This is a genomic window from Lysinibacillus sp. FJAT-14222 (assembly GCF_001278875.1).
Taxonomy (GTDB): Bacteria; Bacillota; Bacilli; order Bacillales_A; family Planococcaceae; genus Lysinibacillus; species Lysinibacillus agricola.
The window spans coordinates 235,694-255,426 of the sequence record NZ_LIYL01000010.1; the positions used below are offsets into that span (position 1 = coordinate 235,694).

Consider the following 19,733-nt stretch of genomic DNA (forward strand, 5'->3'; position numbering starts at 1 on the left):
GGCAAGAGGTTATGGTAAAAAAATATGAATTAGGAGACGTGTTAACCGGAAAAGTTACAGGTATTCAGCCATACGGTGCATTTGTTGCGCTTGATGAAGAAACACAAGGCCTTGTGCATATTTCCGAAATTACGTACGGTTTTGTAAAGGACGTTAGTGAATTTTTATCAGTTGGGCAAGAGGTGGAAGTGAAGATACTTGAAATCGATGAAGAGGCCGAAAAAATTAGTTTATCGATTCGAGCTTTGCAGGAGCGCCCAGCAACATTACGTAAAAAAGATGCACCACCACGTAAATCATTGCAGGACCGTGTAGATGAATCGGATGCGAATGGTTTTAATTCCCTAAAAGATAAATTACAGGACTGGATTGAGCAGTCAGGACAATAAAGTGAAACTTTAATCAGTGGGGGTTCTTTATCCCCCACTGATTATTAGTCTTCACCAATCGGGCGTTTACAGGCAGTTATTTTACCTAACTTCTTTGCTTTTGCTGAATTTTGAGGTGAGAGTCTTGTTGCTGTCGCTTCGCTTTCGCACAGAAAACATTTGTTGCTGTCGCTTCGCTTTCGCACAGAAACCATTTGTTGCTGTCGCTTCGCTTTCGCACAGAAACCATTTGTTGCTGTCGCTTCGCTTTCGCACAGAAAATTACTGCCTGTTAATGCGGGATAAAAAAACGAGGATGCTTTCAATTTTGAAGGTATCCTCGTTTTTTTTCTTTAAGTAAAGCTATTGATTTTTTATTTTTCGAATTCGATATTGTAGGTTTTGACGACTCATACCAAGTGCACTTGCAGCCTTTGTAATATTGCCTTCATATAAATTTAAAACATTTTGCACATAATATGATTCGGCTTCACGTAAATAAGCATCGAGCGGCATAACATCATTTTGTTGGTGGAACATAAAGAATTCCGGCTCGTGATTGGATGTGTCCTGCTGTTGTATCTTGAAACGGAAATGCATTGGAAGTAAATCTGAGGTAACTGTTGACTCAGTCGTCATAAATGACACTATTTCATCTAGTAATAGTTCAAGTTCCTTTAAATTTCCTGGCCAATCATATTGCAAGAATAAATCCTGTACATCAGGTGCAAGGTTCGCTACATTTGAAGCAAATCGCTCTCGATGGCGGCTAAAGTAATCGTCTACGAATGGAAGAATATCTTCTTTTCGATCTGTTAGATTTGGGATAGTAATGGCCATTGTTGCAAAGAAATAATACAGTGATTTTGAAAGCTTCTTTTCCGCAATCAATGTAATTGGATCACTTCCGACGCTGCCAATGAGCATGTACTTAGACTGTGGAAGCGATTGTAATACTTCTAATAGTTGCTCTTGGATGTCTAGGCTTAAAAAATCAATGCGTTCAAAGAAAAAAGTATATGCATTGTCATTGTCATCCTGTAAGAGATCATGTAATTTATCTAAAACAGATTGAGCAGAACGACGACTCACTAGAGTTATAAATGCTTCAGGATCAGACGATGCTGCATGGTGAATACCCTCTGCAACTAAATCCTTTCCTGTACCCGATTCACCAATTAGTAAAACAGGTAATTTCACAGCTGCTGCTTTTTTGGCATTCGCGATCACTTGTTGCATCGATTCAGAAACAGATGTAATCATATCGAATGTTAGCGGTTCATCATAGCGACGAAGGGGCTGATAAACAAGCTTTTCGAGTGATGTAATGTCACGAGCAAATTCAATTGCTCCAATTAGTTTATTTTCAACAAAAAGTGGAAAAGTATCATTAATAGTTGTAATTTCATGGCCATTTTTATTCCAATAGGTTTGTTTTACATTAATTTCCTTTTTACCTGTTTGTAATACACGCATTAAAGTACTTTCATGTTGGCGAAAGGAAAACATTTCAATAACAGAACGATCTGCTAATTCATCAAAATGAAAACCTTCAATTTCTTTCATCTTTGTATTATAAATAATTGTTTTGCCAGAAAGATCAACAGCATGTATACCAACAGAAACATTTGTTGCAATAAACTCATAAAAAGGAAGTAAGGGTTCAGAATTTTTCATAAAATATGCACCTCAAAAATTTTTTACTTGAAATATGCAACGAAATTTTGCATTATAATAAGTGTAAGAATATTTTATACGCAAAAATATTTTGCGTCAATGTTTTTTGCACATTTAAAATACATCTCACGAGGGAGGATTAAAGTATGATTTCATACAAACACGAACCATTCACAGATTTTACTCAAGAGGCAAATTACAACGCATATGTAGAGGCATTAAACAAAGTAGAGAGTTATTTAGGTCAAGACTATCCACTTATTATTGGTGGCGAACGCATTACTACAGAAGATAAAATCGTTTCATATAACCCTGCAAAGAAAACAGAAGTAATTGGTCGCGTATCAAAAGCAAACAAAGAACTAGCTGAAAAAGCGATGCAAGCTGCAGACGCAACATTTAAAACTTGGAAAAAAGTAGATCCAGCTATTCGTGCAGACGTATTATTCAAAGCGGCAGCAATTATCCGTCGTCGTAAACATGAATTCTCTGCACTTTTAACAAAAGAAGCAGGTAAACCATGGGCTGAAGCTGATGCAGATACTGCAGAAGCAATTGACTTTTTAGAATACTATGGTCGTCAAATGCTACGTATTAAAAACGGCCAACCTGTAGAAAGCCGTCCTGGTGAATACAACCGTTATGACTATATTCCATTAGGGATTGGTATTGTTATTTCACCTTGGAACTTCCCATTCGCAATTATGGCAGGCACAACGGTTGCAGCTTTAGTAACAGGTAACACTGTATTATTAAAACCAGCTTCAACAACACCTGTAGTTGCTTATAAATTTATCGAAGTATTAGAGCAAGCTGGTCTTCCGGCAGGTGCTGTAAACTTTGTACCAGGTTCTGGTGCAGAAGTAGGTGACTACTTAGTTGATCATCCAAAAACACGTTTCATCAGCTTCACTGGCTCTCGTGATGTAGGTTTACGTATTAACCAACGTGCATCTGTATTAAATGATGGTCAAATTTGGATTAAACGTGTTATCGCTGAAATGGGCGGTAAAGATACAATCGTTGTTGATAAAGAAGCAGATCTAGAGCTTGCAGCACAATCTATCGTAAAATCAGCATTCGGCTTCTCTGGTCAAAAATGTTCAGCATGTTCTCGTGCGATTATCGTTGAAGATGTATATGACACAGTTGTTAATCGTGTAATTGAGCTTACGAACACGTTAACAGTTGGTGATCCAACGAACTTCAACAACTTCATGGCAACAGTTATTGACCAAGCAGCATTCAATAAAGTGACAGAGTACATTGAAATTGGTAAAGGAGAAGGTCGCCTTGTTGCAGGCGGTACAGCTGATGATTCAGTTGGTTACTTCATCCAGCCAACAGTATTTGCAGATGTAGATCCTACTGCACGTATTATGAAAGAAGAAATCTTTGGACCAGTTGTAGCTATTGCAAAAGCTAAAGATTTCGATCAAGCAATTGATATTGCAAACGATACTGAATACGGTTTAACTGGTGCGGTTATTACAAATAATCGTACGAACTTAGAAAAAGCACGTGAAGATTTCCATGTAGGTAACTTATACTTCAACCGTGGTTGTACAGGTGCAATCGTTGGTTACCAACCATTTGGTGGCTTCAATATGTCAGGTACAGATTCAAAAGCTGGTGGTCCTGACTATCTACAACTTCACATGCAAGCAAAAACAACTTCAGAAATGCTTTAATGTTTAACAAGTTTAGTGGAGATTATTCCACTTTGATGATAGGGCTGTTCCATAAGTAATAGGAATATTTTTAAAAAGAATCTGCGAGACTCCTCCTGGTAAAGTAAGCCTGGCAAGAACCCAGGTGCTAACGTCGAGGCGGCTTATCTAGGAGAAGCAGCAGATTCTTGTGTTTTGTTTATTCAGAAAATACTGATGAATAAAAGTTATTTCTATTAAAATTACTGTAGAAGAACAGAGTCCCTTTATTCCGTAGATTTTTCATCATGAAAGTAAGGAGAGAATACTATATGACAAAAACACAACAAGTTATTGAACAAACTCAAAATTTTGGTGCTGCAAACTATCACCCACTACCAATCGTGATTTCTGAGGCTGAGGGTGCTTGGGTTATAGATCCAGAAGGCAACAAATTCTTAGATATGCTATCAGCTTATTCTGCTGTGAACCAAGGGCATCGCCACCCAAAAATTATCGCTGCTTTAAAAGAGCAAGCTGATAAAGTTACATTAACTTCTCGTGCATTCTATAGCGAAAACCTTGGTGAATGGTATGAGCTTGTTGGTAAACTAACGAATAAACAAATGGTATTGCCAATGAATACAGGTGCAGAAGCGGTAGAAACTGCATTTAAAGCAGCTCGTCGTTGGGCATACGATGTAAAAGGTGTAGAAGATGGCAAGGCTGAAATCATTGCATGTAATGGTAACTTCCATGGCCGTACAATGCTTGCAGTATCTTTATCATCTGACGAAGAATATCGTCGTGGATTCGGTCCAATGTTACCGAATGTTAAGCTAGTAGATTACGGTAACTTAGAAGCATTAAAAGCAGCAATTACTCCAAATACAGCAGCATTTTTAATTGAACCAATCCAAGGTGAAGCTGGTATCGTGATTCCACCAGAAGGCTTCTTAAAAGCTGCTCGAGAGCTATGTCGCGAAAACAATGTATTATTCATTGCAGATGAAATCCAAGCTGGTTTAGCACGTACAGGTAAAATGTTCGCATGTGATTGGGAAGAAGTAGAGCCTGATATGTACATCCTAGGTAAAGCTTTAGGTGGCGGTGTATTCCCGATTTCTTGTGTAGCTGCAAATCGTGATATTTTAGGTGTATTCAATCCAGGATCACACGGTTCAACTTTCGGTGGTAATCCTTTAGCATGTGCTGTATCTATTGCTTCAATTAAAGTATTACTAGATGAAAAATTAGCAGAGCGTTCACACGAACTTGGTGAATACTTTAAAGGTAAATTAAGAGAAATTAATAACCCAGTCATTAAAGATGTTCGTGGACGCGGTTTATTTATCGGAATGGAATTAACAGAGGCAGCGCGTCCATACTGTGAAAAACTTAAAGAATTAGGCCTATTATGTAAAGAAACACATGATACAGTTATTCGATTTGCACCACCACTTGTTATTTCACAAGAAGATTTAGATTGGTCAATCGAGCAAATCGAAAAAGTATTTAAACTTTAACAAAATGTTCACATTTCAATTCGGAAGTATGTTACAATGATGCCGATATACTATCATTAAAAAAAACCAAAGAGGCGATTTAATATGTCTGAAAACTTAAATCTGTTCACATCAACTCAAGAAGTTATTCAAGAAGCTCTAAATAAACTTGGCTATGACGAAGCAATGTATGAATTATTAAAGGAACCGCTTCGCATGCTACAAGTACGCATTCCAGTGAAAATGGATGATGGTACAACAAAAGTATTTACTGGATACCGTGCACAACATAATGATGCTGTAGGACCAACTAAAGGTGGGGTACGTTTCCATCCAGCCGTATCCGAAGAGGAAGTTAAAGCGCTTTCAATGTGGATGACATTGAAATGTGGTATCGTGGATTTACCTTATGGCGGTGGTAAAGGCGGTGTCATCTGTGACCCTCGTCAAATGTCTATGGATGAAATCGAACGATTAAGCCGTGGTTATGTACGTGCAGTTAGTCAAATCGTAGGACCAACAAAAGACATTCCTGCGCCAGACGTATTTACGAATGCACAAATTATGGCTTGGATGATGGATGAATACAGCCGTATGGATGAATTCAACTCACCAGGTTTCATCACAGGTAAGCCACTAGTGCTTGGTGGTTCTCAAGGTCGTGACCGTGCAACTGCACAAGGTGTAACAATCGTTATCCAAGAAGCAGCGAAAAAACGTGGCATTGATATTAAAGGTGCACGCGTTGTTATTCAAGGCTTCGGTAACGCAGGTAGCTTCCTTGCAAAATTCATGCATGATTTAGGTGCAAAAGTAATCGGTATTTCAGATGCTTATGGTGCACTTCATGATCCTGAAGGTTTAGATATCGAGTACTTATTAGATCGTCGCGATAGCTTCGGTACAGTAACAACACTATTTGAAAACACAATTTCAAACAAAGAATTATTAGAGCTTGAATGTGATATTCTAGTGCCAGCTGCTATCGAAAACCAAATTACTGCTGACAATGCACATAACATTAAAGCAAATATCGTAGTAGAAGCAGCAAACGGTCCAACGACTGCTGAAGCGACTAGAATTTTAACTGAGCGTGGCATTTTACTTGTACCAGACGTATTAGCATCTGCTGGTGGAGTTACAGTTTCTTACTTCGAATGGGTACAAAATAACCAAGGTTATTACTGGACAGAAGAAGAAGTTGAAGAACGTCTATACAAAAAAATGGTTGATGCATTTGAAAACGTTTATACAACAGCGACAACACGAAACATTAACATGCGTTTAGCAGCTTATATGGTAGGTGTTCGCCGCACTTCAGAAGCTTCACGCTTCCGTGGATGGGTTTAATCAACATATAAATAAAAACGAGTCATTCCTATTTAAAGGGATGACTCGTTTTTTCTATTGGTGCCTCTTTTTTATTCGCATGAATAAGGTGTTCAAGACGTTGCTCCAAGAACATCTTTTTTTCTTTCCGCTCTTGGCGTATTTGTATAAATCTTAGAAGAAATAATCCTCCGACGATAACAACACTGCTAATAATCACAATAATATGCATAAGCAAAATTCCTTAGTTTTATGTACTAAGCCTTACTATACAGGGGTTATCTAAACAAAATCTGAACAGCTTTCAAATTTAGATTGTTCGAAGAGTAATCAGACGGATAGAACTCTCAAAGTGTCAGATATGATTTGCCACATGTTCACCCATAGTTTGTTCAGATGTTGTTCAGGCAGACTATAGTAAATTGAAGTATGTCGGTATTTGAAGAATAGAAAGGAGAGAAAAAGATTAATAGAGAACGATGAATACAAAAGATTGGAGGAGAAAATGTGGGAACAATAACCAAACAAAAAAAATGGTGGAAACGTTCGCTTGGCATAATGCTCTCCACGATGCTAGTTGCAAGTAGCCTTTCTGTGGGAGCAGTACCTGAGAAGGTGCAAGCAGCTAGTAACAAAGTTCCAGGCAATGTGAGTAATCAACCTGTGCTATGGTTGAAAGCAAATGATGGAGCAGTAACCGATACTGATGAAACAATTACTGAGTGGGTAGATCAGACGGGTACAAACAACTTTACTGTATATGGAACGCCGAAGCTTACAGCAAATGGCATAAATTTCAACCCTGTTGTTTCGATTTCTGGGAATAGTGGCAAATTGGAACAAGGTGCAAAAACAAAGTTTGTAGGAGATAAAGAAATCACATATGCGGATGCATATGCAGTATTTAATCATCCATCGGGGGTGATTGTGGGTTCAATAACAGGTGGTCTAAATTATGGGCCTGCTATCTTTAGTAAAGAAGGAAACACATTCTATGGTGCAGGTAATGGGGCTAATAGTACTTATACTACTATTAATTACCCAATTAATGTTGCTCAACCAGGAATGGCTAATAGTGATATTGGTGGCTCTGACCATACTGTTCGGTTTGATGGTAAATACCAAACTCTTACTGGAAAGGCAGCGTTTACTCCATTATCAATTACTCCTATTATCGGTAGTACACTATCAAAAAATAGCGGTTCGAATTATATGAATTTTAACGGTGATATTGCTGAGGTCATTGTATATAATGCAAGTACAGCGAAAGACCGTGCAAAAATTGAAACGTATTTAGCTGTAAAGTACGGCATCACATTAGATAATGGCGAAGTGGACTATGTGGCGACAAACGGCAATACCGTATGGGCAGCCGATAGTACATACAAAAATAACATTGCAGGTATTGGTCGTGATGATGCGGAAGGATTGTATCAAAAACAAAGCCGTAGCATTAATGAGGATACTCAAGTAGCGATAGGTTCTAATGAATTGAAAGAAACGAATGCGTTGAACAAATCTGAACTAATCGATAAGCAATACCTAGTTTGGGGTGACAATGGTCAAACATTGGCATTTGATAATCATGTCGGCACGACTAATAAATATCATTCAAATCGTGTATGGAAAGTACAAAATTCAGAGAATGTGGGCGAAGTTCAAATTGCCATTCCGAAGAGTGCAATGGTAGAAAACGCTGAATTACTTTTAAGTGACATTGATACAGATTTCACAACTGCAGCTGAGCATCCATATGTATTAAGTGAGATGACTTTGAATGGTACAGTTCATTACACAACAAAAGTAACATTAAGAGATGGACAATACTTTACATTTGCTGCACCAGCACCTGAACTAGTAGGTGCTATGCTAGAACAAATAGGTACTGATGGTAATCGAATTACGCTAACATTTGACCAAGAAGTAGCGTTAACAGATTTAACAAATTTCACAGTGACTGTTGATGGTAAAGCAGTATCACCTACATTTAAAGTAGACCCAACAGACAATAAAAAGCTAATTCTTACACTACCTTCGGGAACAGATGTAACAGGTAAAAAGATAAAGGTAGCTTATGATGGTGCAGGAAACTTAGTCGGTAAAAACACGTTACCTGTACGACCATTTATCAAGGATATAACATCAGTAGACAAATCACTACTACAAACAACGGTAACAGAAGTAACTGGCTTAACATCAACGGACTACACATTAAAGAGCTGGGCAGACTTAGAGACAGCATTAAAAGATGCACAGGAAGTATTGGGTGATCCAGATACAACACAGGAAGAAGTAGATACGGCATTAACAGCTCTAAACAATGCAAAAAATGCATTACGAATTCCAGAACCAACAAGTGTAACACTTGAACAAACAGTAGCAGATGGCAATAAAGTGACGCTAACATTCGACCAAGAAGTAGCGTTAACTGATTTAACAGGTTTTACAGTGACTGTTGATGGTAAAGCAGTGACACCTACATTTATAGTGGACCCATCAGACAATACAAAGGTCATTCTTACTTTACCTGCTGGAACAGATATAACTAATAAAGAAGTAAAAGTGATTTATGATGGTACAGGAACATTAAAAGGAACAAACGATGCGCCTGTAGTTGATTTTACAAAGGTCGCAGAAGACCCGTTTAGCGCAGCCCTACAAATTACAAAACCTTCTACTTCAACTGTGAATGACTCTCATCCAACATTTGGAGGAATGGTTTTAGTCGTGGATTCGATAACACCTCCAACGGTTACGGTTGTACTTACCGATGAAAATGGCATAGAAATTACAGGTACAGCGACAGTGAATGAAAAAACTGGTGAGTGGACATTTACACCTCCATCAGAATTATTACCGTTACCAAATGGAACGTATACATTAAAAGTAACGGCTACAGATGATACTATAACAGCTACAACAGAAAAAACATTTACAATCAGCACACACGTAGTAGTCGATACGTCTAAGCTGGAGGCAAAAGTGAATGAAGCAAACGGTTTAACAGCAGGAAACTACACACCAGAGAGCTGGTTGGATTACCAAACAGCATTAGATAATGCAAAATTGGTATTGACTAATCCAATTGCAACACAAGCAGAAGTTGATGCAGCCTTAGTAGCATTAACAAAGGCTCAAGGAAAACTTATCACTGTGCCAACGCAAACACCAGGACTAGGCTCACTAACACCATCAACAGGTACATTAAGCCCAAGCTTCTCATCAGAAGTCACAAACTACACAATGAATGTTGATTACGTAACATCTCAACTATCAATCACAGCGATACCACTTAATCCAGGTGCGAAGGTGACAATGACAGCCAACGGACAAGCTGTTAACATAGGTGATTTATTCCCACTAGCAGTTGGAGAAAACAAAGTTGTGATTACTGTGACAGATGCAACAGGTACGAAACAGTATGTGATTACAGTTTATCGAGCGAATGATACATCATCAGGCTCAGGTGGCGGAGGAAGTACATGGACACCAACACCACCGACTGAGAACACAGGGTCAACGACAACAAAGATCAAAGTCGAGTTAGAAATTGATGGTGACAATCCGATGGAAAAAACAACGGTGGAAATTGAGCGCACAAAACATGCAAACGGTGAAATCACAGACCTTGTGGCATTAACGGAAGCGAATGCGAAAGAAGCCGTAGAGAAAGCCAAGCAAATTGGCAACAATATTGCACGTATCGTAATTCCAGATATCAAAGATGAAGTGGATAAAGTAATGGTTGAAATGCCAAAACAATCGATTCAAACGCTACGTGAAAATGGCTTATCCTTAGAAATTTCAACTAATAATGCGCATATTGCAATCCCACTAAGCTCTATGGATGGAGTGAATGATAATTTCTACTTCCGCTTAGTGCCAGTGAAAAAGGAAAGCGAGCGCAAGGCCATTGAAGAACGTGCAAAAGTTGAAAAAGTAGTACGTGAAACCCTACAAAGCAATGATGTGCGTGTCGTTGCACGTCCAATGACGATTGAAACGAATATGCCTAGCCGTCCTGTACAACTGACACTGCCACTAAAAGGTGTGAAAGTGCCAACAGGAGCGGCAGAGCGCCAAGCATTTTTAGAGCAATTTGCGGTGTTTATTGAACAATCAGATGGCAAGAAAAAAGTAGTATTCCCTGAAGTGGTAACAATGGCGAAGGGTGAACTTGGTTTACGCTTCACAGTGGACAAGTTCGGCACATTTACGGTTATTCAATTCGAGAAACCAACAGTAGGTAAGCATGAGGCTTATATTAAAGGCTTCTCGAATGGTACATTTGGTCCTGAGAAAAACGTGACACGTGCGCAAGTAGCGACGATGATCGCACGTATCTTAGGCTACACGGATGACCAAACGGTAGACTATGCACCATTTAAGGATATTCCAAGTAATCATTACGCAGCAGGGGCTATTGCCTTTGTGAAAGAGCGAGGCATTATGAATGGCGATATGAATGGTAATTTCCGCGCAAGCGAGAACATTACACGTGCACAAATGGCGACAGTGGTTGCGAACTATAAGCAGCTTTATATAGAAGAAAGTGTAACGATTACTTTCAACGATACAAAAGGTCATTGGGCACAATGGGTTATTGAAGCGAATCGTACTGCTGGCATTATTAACGGTCGTGAGGACGGAAGCTTCGCACCAAACGAGCACCTAACACGTGCACAAGCCGTTGTCATGATGAACCGCATGTTTGAACGCGGCCCATTAAATGGCGTGACAACACCAAGCTTCCCAGACGTTAAAGCTAAACACTGGGCATTTAAAGAAATTGAGGAAGCAGCGAAATCACATGCTTACTTTATCGATGAAGATAAGAATGAGCAGCTTTCAAAATAAGAAATAGCAAAAGCAGGCTAGGGGAAATCCTTAGCCTGCCTTTTTCAATCGAGACGGATAGGATACTCAGGTAAAATGGTTCATTGTTCAGATTTTGTTCAAACGTACTATGATAGTATTTTCAATGGGAGTTGATATAAAAAAGAGAAAGAAATAAGATGTAAGCATACATAAAAAATTGTAAAAATATTTCAATAATAGGAGGCATGATAATGAAAAAAAATATCAAAATTATCGTGAGTATTATCATGCTATTTGTCGTTGCTTTTTTCATTGGTAATCAGGATTATTTCTCCACTAAAAACCCTCAAATCGTAGAAGATGGCGCTGTTACCATTACTACGGAGCAATTAAATAAGACCGTAAAACTTGAAGGTGAGTGGTCCTTTTATCCAAATGTCCTGATACCATCTTGGGAGTCACTTGATATCTATAAAAATAAGCGTATTTCCATTGATGTTCCAGCAAATTGGCAAGAATATGTGCAGCCAAATGTAGAAGGGCTCGCAGTGGGGACTTATCATATCAAAGTAAAAGTACCCGTTGAAGGACATTATGGCTTGTATATTCGTACGATTAGGCAATCAAATCGCGTTTTTATTAACGGTGTGGATGTGGGGGCAAAGGGCAATCCTAGCACAACGTTAAATGATTATCGAACTGAAAATGATGATAAATATACTGTTTTTGCACGAAGTGAGAATAAAGAACTCGATATTATTATACATGTAGCTAATTTTCATTATCCGCAGGCGGGGATTATTTATCCTATTGAATTTGGTACAATGCAGGAAATACAGCATCATTATCGGTTGAAAGTGTTGGCAGATACATTTGTAAGTATCGGATATATTGTTTTTGGAATTATTTATGTCCTAGCTTATGTACAGAATCGTAGGCGCAAAGAAGAATTATGTTTTGGCCTCTTTACGATAGTATTAGGGTTATATATGTCATTTATTAATCAAAAAGTGTTTTTCTTATTAATTCCGAATATGCTAACTTCAAGTCAGGTTCGTTTACAGCTAGGAATCTTACCTATTGCTCTTATGTGTTTAACACTTTTTATTTATTTTATGTACCCACAATTGACGAAAAAAAGAATCATTTACGCCATTATGATTTTGCTTGGTATCGTTTTTGTTGTTTATGGTATTTATAATCCATTTACTCACAATCAAATGGCTACTTCAACAGAGGCACTCATTATCAGGAAGTTGGCTTTTATTGCGGTTACCGCTCCAGTTGTTTTATATAATGTATGGATTCTAATTCGTGTGATGTTGAAAAGACTCGAAGAAGCTCGCTATATTTTAATCGTTCTCGCAGCTATTTGCTGTTATGCTATTTTATTAGTTCTTAACTTTTTAACAGGAATACCAATCGATTATAGTGAATTCGTGTTATTTATACTTGTGCTTTTAGGTTTTGCCTCATTATTAAACTACCGTTCAAATATCGCCTTTATGAAAATACAAGCATTATCAGAAGAACTGCTTGCACACAATCAAATGAAGGATGAGTTTTTACTTAAAACTTCACATGAATTAAGGACGCCGTTGAATGGTATTTTAAATCTATCAAAATTGCTAATGGAAGGTGCACAAGGACCGTTGAAGCGTGCCCAACAAGAGCAAGTAATTTTAATTCATAATGTAACACAACGTTTAGGTCATTTAGTAGAAGATTTGTTATTTTCATCCAATTACATGACTGGAGAAGTACGTGTCTCACCACGTGCAGTACCGATATCCGTTATCAATGAAGTGATAGAAGAAATTCGGAGTGTCATGCCTAAAAATGGTCATGTGCGTTTAATTGATGAGGTAGACTTGGCATTGCCTGCCATGTTAACAGATGAATTGCGCTTTAAACAGGTTCTTTACAGTCTATTACACAATGCGATCCAGCATACGGAAATTGGAGAAATCACGGTTAGGGCATATGTTCATCATGAGCATATGGTCATTCAAGTAAGTGATACAGGGTTGGGTATTCCTCCACAGGAATTAGAACGCATCTTTAATGCCTTTTATCAAGTAAAGAATAATCATAAAAAGGAAGGGCTTGGGTTAGGGCTGAGTATTGCCAAAAATATTGTTGAAAAATTAAATGGTGATATTCACGTAAAAAGCTTGTTAGGAGAAGGAACCACATTTACATTTACGATGCCACTCGCAACAGACGAGCAATTTAGCGATGAAAAATCACTAGCAATGGTTACCCATAAGGCAACGGAAGTACTACAGCTTAAATTACCATTGATCTATAAAGGTAATGATAAAAGAATACTGGTTGTAGATGATGACCATGTCAACATTAAAGTTTTAACTGACGCTTTGTCCTTAAAGGGATATACCGTGATAGCTGTTGATAACGGCTTTGATGCAGTGGATTATATTAAAACCAATCAAGTGGATTGTATGTTAATAGATTTAATGATGAATGGTATGTCAGGCTATGAACTATGTAAGCAGGTGCGAAAACAATATGACATGCTAGAGCTGCCAATCATAATATTGACAGCAATCATGAAGCAATCTGATTTAGTGCTAACATTGCAAGTTGGTGCCAATGATTATTTACAAAAGCCTATTGCGATGGATGAATTATTTATTCGCATCGAATCTTTACTTGCTGTTCGTCAATCGTCCATTGATGCAATTGAAGTGGAGATGAATTATTTGTATTCACAAGTAACACCCCATTTTGTCTATAATACACTCAATACAATTATTGGTTTGAGCTACACTGATATGGATAATACGAGAGAAGCACTCTACTGCCTAGCGACGTATTTCCGTGCAAAGCTAAACGTACACTATCGCAATAGTTTTGTTTCAATTGAAGAAGAAATAGAGCTAGTAAAGGCATATCTTTATATTGAAAAGATGCGTTTTGGTGATCGCTTGACTATTAAATACGATATTGATGAATCCATACAATTAATGATTCCTGCACTTTCTATACAGCCATTCGTGGAGAATGCCGTTTTTCATGGTATCTCTAAGAAACAAGAAGGCGGTACGATTGAGGTAAGTGTACAACGAGAGGGACAATTTGTTCGTATTAAAATATATGACAATGGTGTAGGTATTCCAGATGACAAGCTGCAGCAATTATTGAATGAAGAAAGTTCTCGCATTGGTTTTACAAACCCACTAAAAAAATTCAAACTGATAAAAAATGCAAGTCTTCGTTTATACAGTGAAGAAGGAAAAGGTACAACTATTCTACTATTATTACCTGAAGGTGGTGGAGCATGAATATAATCATTGTGGATGATGAAAAAATGGCTATTGATGTTTTAAGAATTAAGTTAACTCGACTTACACAATTTCAGATTACTATTAAGGGGGCATTTACCAATGCGGCAGATGCCCTTGCCTTTCTTGAAAAAGAATCTGTAGATATAGTTTTTTTAGATATTGAAATGATCGACATGCATGGCTTACAGGTGGCAAAACAACTAGTCATCAAACAACCATCGTTACAAATTATATTTGTAACGGCCCATGCTCAATTTGCAGTGGATGCTTTTGAGGTTGAGGCAACGGATTATTTGTTAAAGCCTGTTCATGAGAAACGACTAATTAAAGCGTTGACAAAAGCACAACAAAGGTGGCAAGTAGAGACACCAATAGAGAATAAAGAGAATCTCTTATATGCCCATACTTTGGGTAGCTTCTATTTACTTGACGCTCAGCATGAGGTGATGAAGTGGCGTACAAGGAAAGTAAAGGAACTATTTTTATATTTATGGTTCCATCAAAAAAGGCCCATGCTAAATGTCGTGATCATCGAGGATCTATGGCCGGATTTAGAATTTGATAAAGCGGCAAGCAATTTACATACATCTATTTATCAATTAAGAAAGCTTCTAAAGGAAAATGGCATTAAAGATCCGATTCAACTGGTGAATTATCATTACCAATTAAATGTTGACATAGAAAGTGATTACGAGGAGCTCAATCAAATACTAGAACAGGAAAATCATGATGAAACGCCCATTCAGCAGCTTTTAAATTGCTATGAGGGTGATTTTTTAGCGGAAGAAGAGTACCTGTGGGCAATTCAAGTACAGCTACGCTTAAAGCAGGGTGCAATGCATGTGCTTGAAATGTACATAGAGAATTCATTATCCACTAATTCTCTATTAAAATTGAACTGCCTACAAAAGTTACTAGAATTAGATGAATTCAATGAGAAGTATATGTTTTTACTATTAGAATTTTTAATCCAGCAAAACAAAAAACAAGATTGTGTAAATTGCTATGAGCACATACAGGAGAAATTAGCTGAAATAAGTGTCTCCGTTCCCGAGAAGATTCATAAGATTTATAACGAGTACATGGCCAAAGTTTAATCTTTGCTTTCTCCAACAGAATTATGAGAAAATCCAACTAGAAAGGGGCGAATTGAATGGATTCATTTACATTTTATAACCCAGTGAAGTTACATTTTGGTGAGGATGCACTGGAAAAGCTTCCAAATGAGCTAGGGCAGCATGGTAAAAAGGTGTTAGTAGTATATGGAGGAGGCAGCATTAGGAAAAATGGTGTATACAATGCTGTCATCGAAAAATTGCGAGAAGCGGATAAAACCATATTTGAGCTGAGCGGTGTTGAGCCAAATCCACGTGTGGAAACAGCAAGACTTGGTATTGATCTTTGTAAAACAGAAGGAATTGATTTAGTGCTAGCTGTTGGCGGCGGTTCCGTCATTGACTGTTCCAAGTTAATAGTTGCTGGTGCAAAATATGATGGCGATGCTTGGGATATTGTGAAGCGTAAAGTATTTGTGCAGGACGCTTTACCACTCGGAACAGTTTTAACGCTAGCAGCAACAGGTTCCGAAATGAACTCTGGCTCCGTTATTACAAACGCGGCAACAGAAGAAAAACTAAGCTGGGGTAGCCCTGCTGTATTCCCGAAATTTTCGATTTTAAATCCTGTGTATACAGTGACAGTACCAAAAAATCATACAGTTTACGGTATCGTTGATATGATGTCGCATGTATTTGAACAATATTTCCATAATACGATGAATACACCGATTACAGATGAAATGTGTGAAGGTGTATTACGAACTGTCATTACTACAGCACCTAAATTACTTGAAGATTTGGAGAATATCCAGTTACGTGAAACGATTTTATTAGCTGGAACAATTGGGTTAAATGGATTCTTATCAATTGGCTCTCGCGGTGATTGGGCGTCACATAATATTGAGCACGCTGTATCTGCAGTATACGATATTCCGCACGCAGGTGGTTTAGCAATATTACAACCACATTGGATGCGTCTAAGTGTACCGGTGAACCAGGAGCGTTTTGCTGGTATTGCAACACGCGTTTTCGGTGTCGATGCTACAGGGAAGTCACCAGAAGAAGTTGCATACGAAGGAATTGATCGTTTATCGGCATTTTGGACCTCATTAGGAGCTCCAAGTCGCCTTGCAGATTATGAAATTGATGATTCGAAATTCCATCAAATTGTAGAACATGCTATGCAAAATGGACCTTTTGGAAACTTCAACAAATTACAGGAAGAAGATGTCCGTACTATTTTGCACAACGCTCTTTAAATAGTAAAAGTGAGGCTCATTTCGTAGCCTCACTTTTTTTGAGAAATCGCAAGAAATAATGTTGAAATTTGTCATAAAAGTTTCTTTGTAGATATAACATCGTTGTTGCAAAAGAAGCGGTTTTTGTCGCAATTACTCGTTCCATGTAGGCTGTTCAGAATTTGTTCAGCTATGTTTATTAAAATAAAGACAATATTAAACAGGGATGGAGAGGGAACAAATGTTGAAACAATTGCTTGAAGACCGTATTGGCACATTGCGTTGCATAGAGACACCATTTCGACAGCATGTTTATAAATTACAAAATTGTGTAGAAGTATTGGGGATTGAAGCGAAATCACTGCAAATTGAGAATGACCAAATTGTCATGGGATCCATCGTCAATCAAAGTATATTTTTTAAAAGTTTACGATTTGGTCAAACGAATATTACTATTACAGATGGTGTAAATAAAGCAATTGTACAAGTATTTGTACGTCCTTCTGGGGAAATCGTTGTAGAAGTGAAGCCTTATTTAGGGAATGCTGAAATAGTGCTAGCTTATTATAAAACGATATTAGCAGATACAGCTATCGCGATTGATTTAAAAGGTGCTTTAAAACATTATTTGGTGGCTCATCAAATGATGAACGATGCTGATTCAATTGCAGAGGTACACTACCAATCTATGCATCCCAATGTATTGAAAAATTCTTACGCTGGTAATTTTATTTTAGGATGTCATACAGATGGAAGAGAGATTACAAATGCTGAAGAATATGCATTAGCTAATCGTTTAGTAACATTAAAATTCACAAAAATAGTTATTCAACAGCAGGGTGTAAAAAAGATTATCGCATTACAAATGCTATTAACTTTTATGATCACAAATCATGTTTTTGTAAGTAATGAAGAAATTCCAGATTGCTTAATTGAAGATGCAATTAATCGAGAACGGAATCATCTAGTATTGGTATAAAAAATAGCCAACTGCCTGAAATATGGCAATTGGCTATTTATCTTATTGTAGAAAAAATGTTTCGGGTGATATTATTGCTCTAATGTAGAGTTTTCAGGTCTTTCGCCAACATGTACCCAATTTATTTTTCCGTCATCTTCATCAAATAAAATAGCTACTTTTGAGACGCCCTTCTGACTTAAAATAACCTCTGTTAAATGGTCACGTACATCATCCAGATAAGCGAGTGATAAGTTTGCATCTGCTTCTGCAACTAATTCCACATGTAAAAATTCACCTTCTTTAATAACCTCTAAACGTACAATATCTTGAATGCTTGGATCATCCATGACAAGATGAGCAATATGGTTGAGCATTTCTTCATCTGTTTCACCAATAACTCCACGTGCATTATCAAGGAACACTTTAGCTACTACATAGAACATCATACAGCCGATAATCATCGAAACAAGTCCTTCAATTCTTGCCCAGCCTGTAAAATGTGCAATTAAAATAGCAGCGAAGGCTAAGACATTCCCCACTGTAGCAACTAGATCTTCCATAAATACTAATTTTGTTGCTGGTTTTGCACGATGTAAATAGCCAAATGCCTTAGGGATTGCTGTTAATATTCCTGCTTTTTCCTGCCCAGCATCATGTAGAATTTCTACGGCAGCTTTTGTAAGAACTGATCCTTCTAAAACAATACCGATAAATAATACTCCCAGTGCAATGAGCATCCCTTTAGATACTCCAGCGGGGTGCATAAAATGATGCCAGCCTTCTTTTATAGTTTCATAAGAAAGGATAGCTACAATAATAACAGCAAAAAGACAAACTAAATTTACAATTCGGCCAAAGCCTCCAGGGAATTGTTTTGTCGGTGCTTTTTTCGAAAGTGCTGAGCCGACATAAACGAATAATTGGTTTGCTGCATCCCCTAAAGAGTGCATCATTTCTGCAAACATGGCAACATTACCTGTAAAGAAGAAGGCGGCACCTTTAATAATTCCTAAAAAGGCATTTACACCCGCTGCCAAAAGAGAGGGTTTATTACCGTCTTTTAATAGTTTCAATATTTCTGCCACGAAAGAATCCTCCATCTAATTTAAAATTTCCATCTCGATTTTTTCTATATAAGATAGTGCTCGTAATGAGCGATAAAATGACAGCAAGTTATCAGAGACAATTAATGATAAGCGTAAATCTAATTCATGTAAAACTTTATCGTTATTTTGAACATCTTGAATGCGAATGTTTTCGATTATAATATTGTTCTCCTTTAGAAATTGTAGAAAGGATTCACTATTTTCATCATCGTTAATCTGAACTTTCAATGATATTTCTCGCATACGAATTCGTTTTGGTCCTATTTTCATTAGGAACGGAGATAAAACCTCAATTCCAAAAACGATGATAATAACAGCTAATGTTGCGTCCATATAGAAGCCTGCGCCGACTGCAATTCCTATCCCCGCAGCTCCCCAAATCATGGCAGCAGTTGTTAAACCTGAAATACTATCATTTCCCCGTCTTAAAATAACACCTGCTCCAAGAAATCCAATACCACTCACGACCTGCGCAGCTAAGCGAAGAGGATCCATTGTAATATTAATATCTGATCTTGGGGGTGTTGAGTACGCAGTTTCAATCGAAATAATGGTTAATAAACAGCTAAATGTAGCAATGACTAAGCTCGTTTTTAACCCTACAGGCTTCTTTTTTAATTCCCTTTCAATGCCGATTACTAAACTTAATGTGGCTGCAATAACTAATTTTATGCCAACTTCATATGTAATCATATTTCCAAATAAGGTTTCCATAC

At 37.7% G+C, this 19,733-nt stretch carries 14 protein-coding genes; 9 read left to right on the plus strand and 5 right to left on the minus strand.

The window, feature by feature from the left end; translation table 11 throughout:
* Positions 1–11 precede the first annotated feature (11 nt).
* Positions 12–389: a S1 domain-containing post-transcriptional regulator GSP13 gene (yugI, locus tag AN161_RS04975; RefSeq protein WP_053593276.1), complete on the plus strand. Its 378-nt coding sequence runs from the start codon at positions 12–14 to the stop codon at positions 387–389.
* A gap of 44 nt (positions 390–433) precedes the next feature.
* On the opposite strand, the gene AN161_RS29445 is transcribed toward yugI, so the two are convergent.
* Both AN161_RS29445 and AN161_RS04985 read right to left on the minus strand, forming a co-directional pair.
* Positions 434–694 (minus strand): hypothetical protein, encoded by a 261-nt coding sequence (locus tag AN161_RS29445; RefSeq protein ID WP_053593277.1) that lies wholly within the window; start codon positions 692–694, stop codon positions 434–436.
* A gap of 37 nt (positions 695–731) precedes the next feature.
* The gene (locus AN161_RS04985; RefSeq protein ID WP_053593278.1) at positions 732–2,045 is read right to left on the minus strand and encodes a sigma-54-dependent Fis family transcriptional regulator; all 1,314 of its coding nucleotides are present in this window, start codon (positions 2,043–2,045) and stop codon (positions 732–734) included.
* Between the two features lie 146 nt (positions 2,046–2,191).
* Between AN161_RS04985 and pruA the strand changes: the two genes are divergently transcribed.
* The 3 genes from pruA to AN161_RS05000 all read left to right on the plus strand — a co-directional run bounded on the left by pruA (position 2,192) and on the right by AN161_RS05000 (position 6,549).
* Positions 2,192–3,736 carry an L-glutamate gamma-semialdehyde dehydrogenase gene (pruA, locus tag AN161_RS04990; protein ID WP_053593279.1) on the plus strand — a complete coding sequence of 515 codons (1,545 nt, stop codon included), beginning with the start codon at positions 2,192–2,194 and terminating at the stop codon, positions 3,734–3,736.
* Between the two features lie 290 nt (positions 3,737–4,026).
* The gene (locus AN161_RS04995; protein ID WP_053593280.1) at positions 4,027–5,220 is read left to right on the plus strand and encodes an ornithine--oxo-acid transaminase; all 1,194 of its coding nucleotides are present in this window, start codon (positions 4,027–4,029) and stop codon (positions 5,218–5,220) included.
* A gap of 84 nt (positions 5,221–5,304) precedes the next feature.
* On the plus strand, positions 5,305–6,549 hold the full coding sequence (locus AN161_RS05000; RefSeq protein ID WP_053593281.1) for a Glu/Leu/Phe/Val dehydrogenase: 1,245 nt from the start codon (positions 5,305–5,307) through the stop codon (positions 6,547–6,549).
* 28 nt (positions 6,550–6,577) lie between these two features.
* Here the strand turns inward: AN161_RS05000 and AN161_RS05005 are convergent, their stop codons facing one another.
* Positions 6,578–6,760 carry a hypothetical protein gene (locus AN161_RS05005; RefSeq protein WP_053593282.1) on the minus strand — a complete coding sequence of 61 codons (183 nt, stop codon included), beginning with the start codon at positions 6,758–6,760 and terminating at the stop codon, positions 6,578–6,580.
* A 275-nt stretch (positions 6,761–7,035) separates the two neighbouring features.
* Between AN161_RS05005 and AN161_RS30490 the strand changes: the two genes are divergently transcribed.
* The 5 genes from AN161_RS30490 to AN161_RS05030 all read left to right on the plus strand — a co-directional run bounded on the left by AN161_RS30490 (position 7,036) and on the right by AN161_RS05030 (position 17,929).
* Complete coding sequence (locus tag AN161_RS30490) at positions 7,036–11,385, plus strand: S-layer homology domain-containing protein (protein ID WP_075807177.1); 4,350 nt, start codon at positions 7,036–7,038, stop codon at positions 11,383–11,385.
* A gap of 212 nt (positions 11,386–11,597) precedes the next feature.
* Entirely contained in the window at positions 11,598–14,651 is a 3,054-nt protein-coding gene (locus tag AN161_RS05015) for an ATP-binding protein (protein ID WP_053593283.1), read from the plus strand.
* Positions 14,648–15,751, plus strand: coding sequence for a response regulator (locus tag AN161_RS05020; RefSeq protein ID WP_053593284.1), 1,104 nt, complete (start codon positions 14,648–14,650; stop codon positions 15,749–15,751). Before AN161_RS05015 ends, AN161_RS05020 begins: the two co-directional genes overlap by 4 nt.
* Positions 15,752–15,807: 56 nt before the next feature.
* Positions 15,808–16,971 carry an iron-containing alcohol dehydrogenase gene (locus AN161_RS05025; protein ID WP_053593285.1) on the plus strand — a complete coding sequence of 388 codons (1,164 nt, stop codon included), beginning with the start codon at positions 15,808–15,810 and terminating at the stop codon, positions 16,969–16,971.
* Between the two features lie 220 nt (positions 16,972–17,191).
* Positions 17,192–17,929, plus strand: coding sequence for a hypothetical protein (locus AN161_RS05030; protein ID WP_053593286.1), 738 nt, complete (start codon positions 17,192–17,194; stop codon positions 17,927–17,929).
* 71 nt (positions 17,930–18,000) lie between these two features.
* Here AN161_RS05030 and AN161_RS05035 read toward each other — a convergent pair whose 3' ends face one another.
* Both AN161_RS05035 and AN161_RS05040 read right to left on the minus strand, forming a co-directional pair.
* Positions 18,001–18,996: a cation diffusion facilitator family transporter gene (locus AN161_RS05035; RefSeq protein ID WP_053593287.1), complete on the minus strand. Its 996-nt coding sequence runs from the start codon at positions 18,994–18,996 to the stop codon at positions 18,001–18,003.
* 15 nt (positions 18,997–19,011) lie between these two features.
* Positions 19,012–19,731: an MgtC/SapB family protein gene (locus AN161_RS05040; protein WP_053593288.1), complete on the minus strand. Its 720-nt coding sequence runs from the start codon at positions 19,729–19,731 to the stop codon at positions 19,012–19,014.
* Positions 19,732–19,733 lie beyond the last annotated feature (2 nt).

Bases quoted from the DNA above. Each gene is read 5' to 3' on its own strand.
- AN161_RS04985 (WP_053593278.1), bottom strand. From the start codon at position 2,045: ATGAAAAATTCTGAACCCTTACTTCCTTTTTATGAGTTTATTGCAACA.
- AN161_RS05020 (WP_053593284.1), top strand. From the start codon at position 14,648: ATGAATATAATCATTGTGGATGATGAAAAAATGGCTATTGATGTTTTA.
- AN161_RS05030 (WP_053593286.1), top strand. From the start codon at position 17,192: ATGTTGAAACAATTGCTTGAAGACCGTATTGGCACATTGCGTTGCATA.
- AN161_RS05000 (WP_053593281.1), top strand. From the start codon at position 5,305: ATGTCTGAAAACTTAAATCTGTTCACATCAACTCAAGAAGTTATTCAA.
- AN161_RS04995 (WP_053593280.1), top strand. From the start codon at position 4,027: ATGACAAAAACACAACAAGTTATTGAACAAACTCAAAATTTTGGTGCT.
- pruA (WP_053593279.1), top strand. From the start codon at position 2,192: ATGATTTCATACAAACACGAACCATTCACAGATTTTACTCAAGAGGCA.
- AN161_RS05015 (WP_053593283.1), top strand. From the start codon at position 11,598: ATGAAAAAAAATATCAAAATTATCGTGAGTATTATCATGCTATTTGTC.
- AN161_RS05040 (WP_053593288.1), bottom strand. From the start codon at position 19,731: ATGGAAACCTTATTTGGAAATATGATTACATATGAAGTTGGCATAAAA.
- AN161_RS05005 (WP_053593282.1), bottom strand. From the start codon at position 6,760: ATGCATATTATTGTGATTATTAGCAGTGTTGTTATCGTCGGAGGATTA.
- AN161_RS05025 (WP_053593285.1), top strand. From the start codon at position 15,808: ATGGATTCATTTACATTTTATAACCCAGTGAAGTTACATTTTGGTGAG.
- yugI (WP_053593276.1), top strand. From the start codon at position 12: ATGGTAAAAAAATATGAATTAGGAGACGTGTTAACCGGAAAAGTTACA.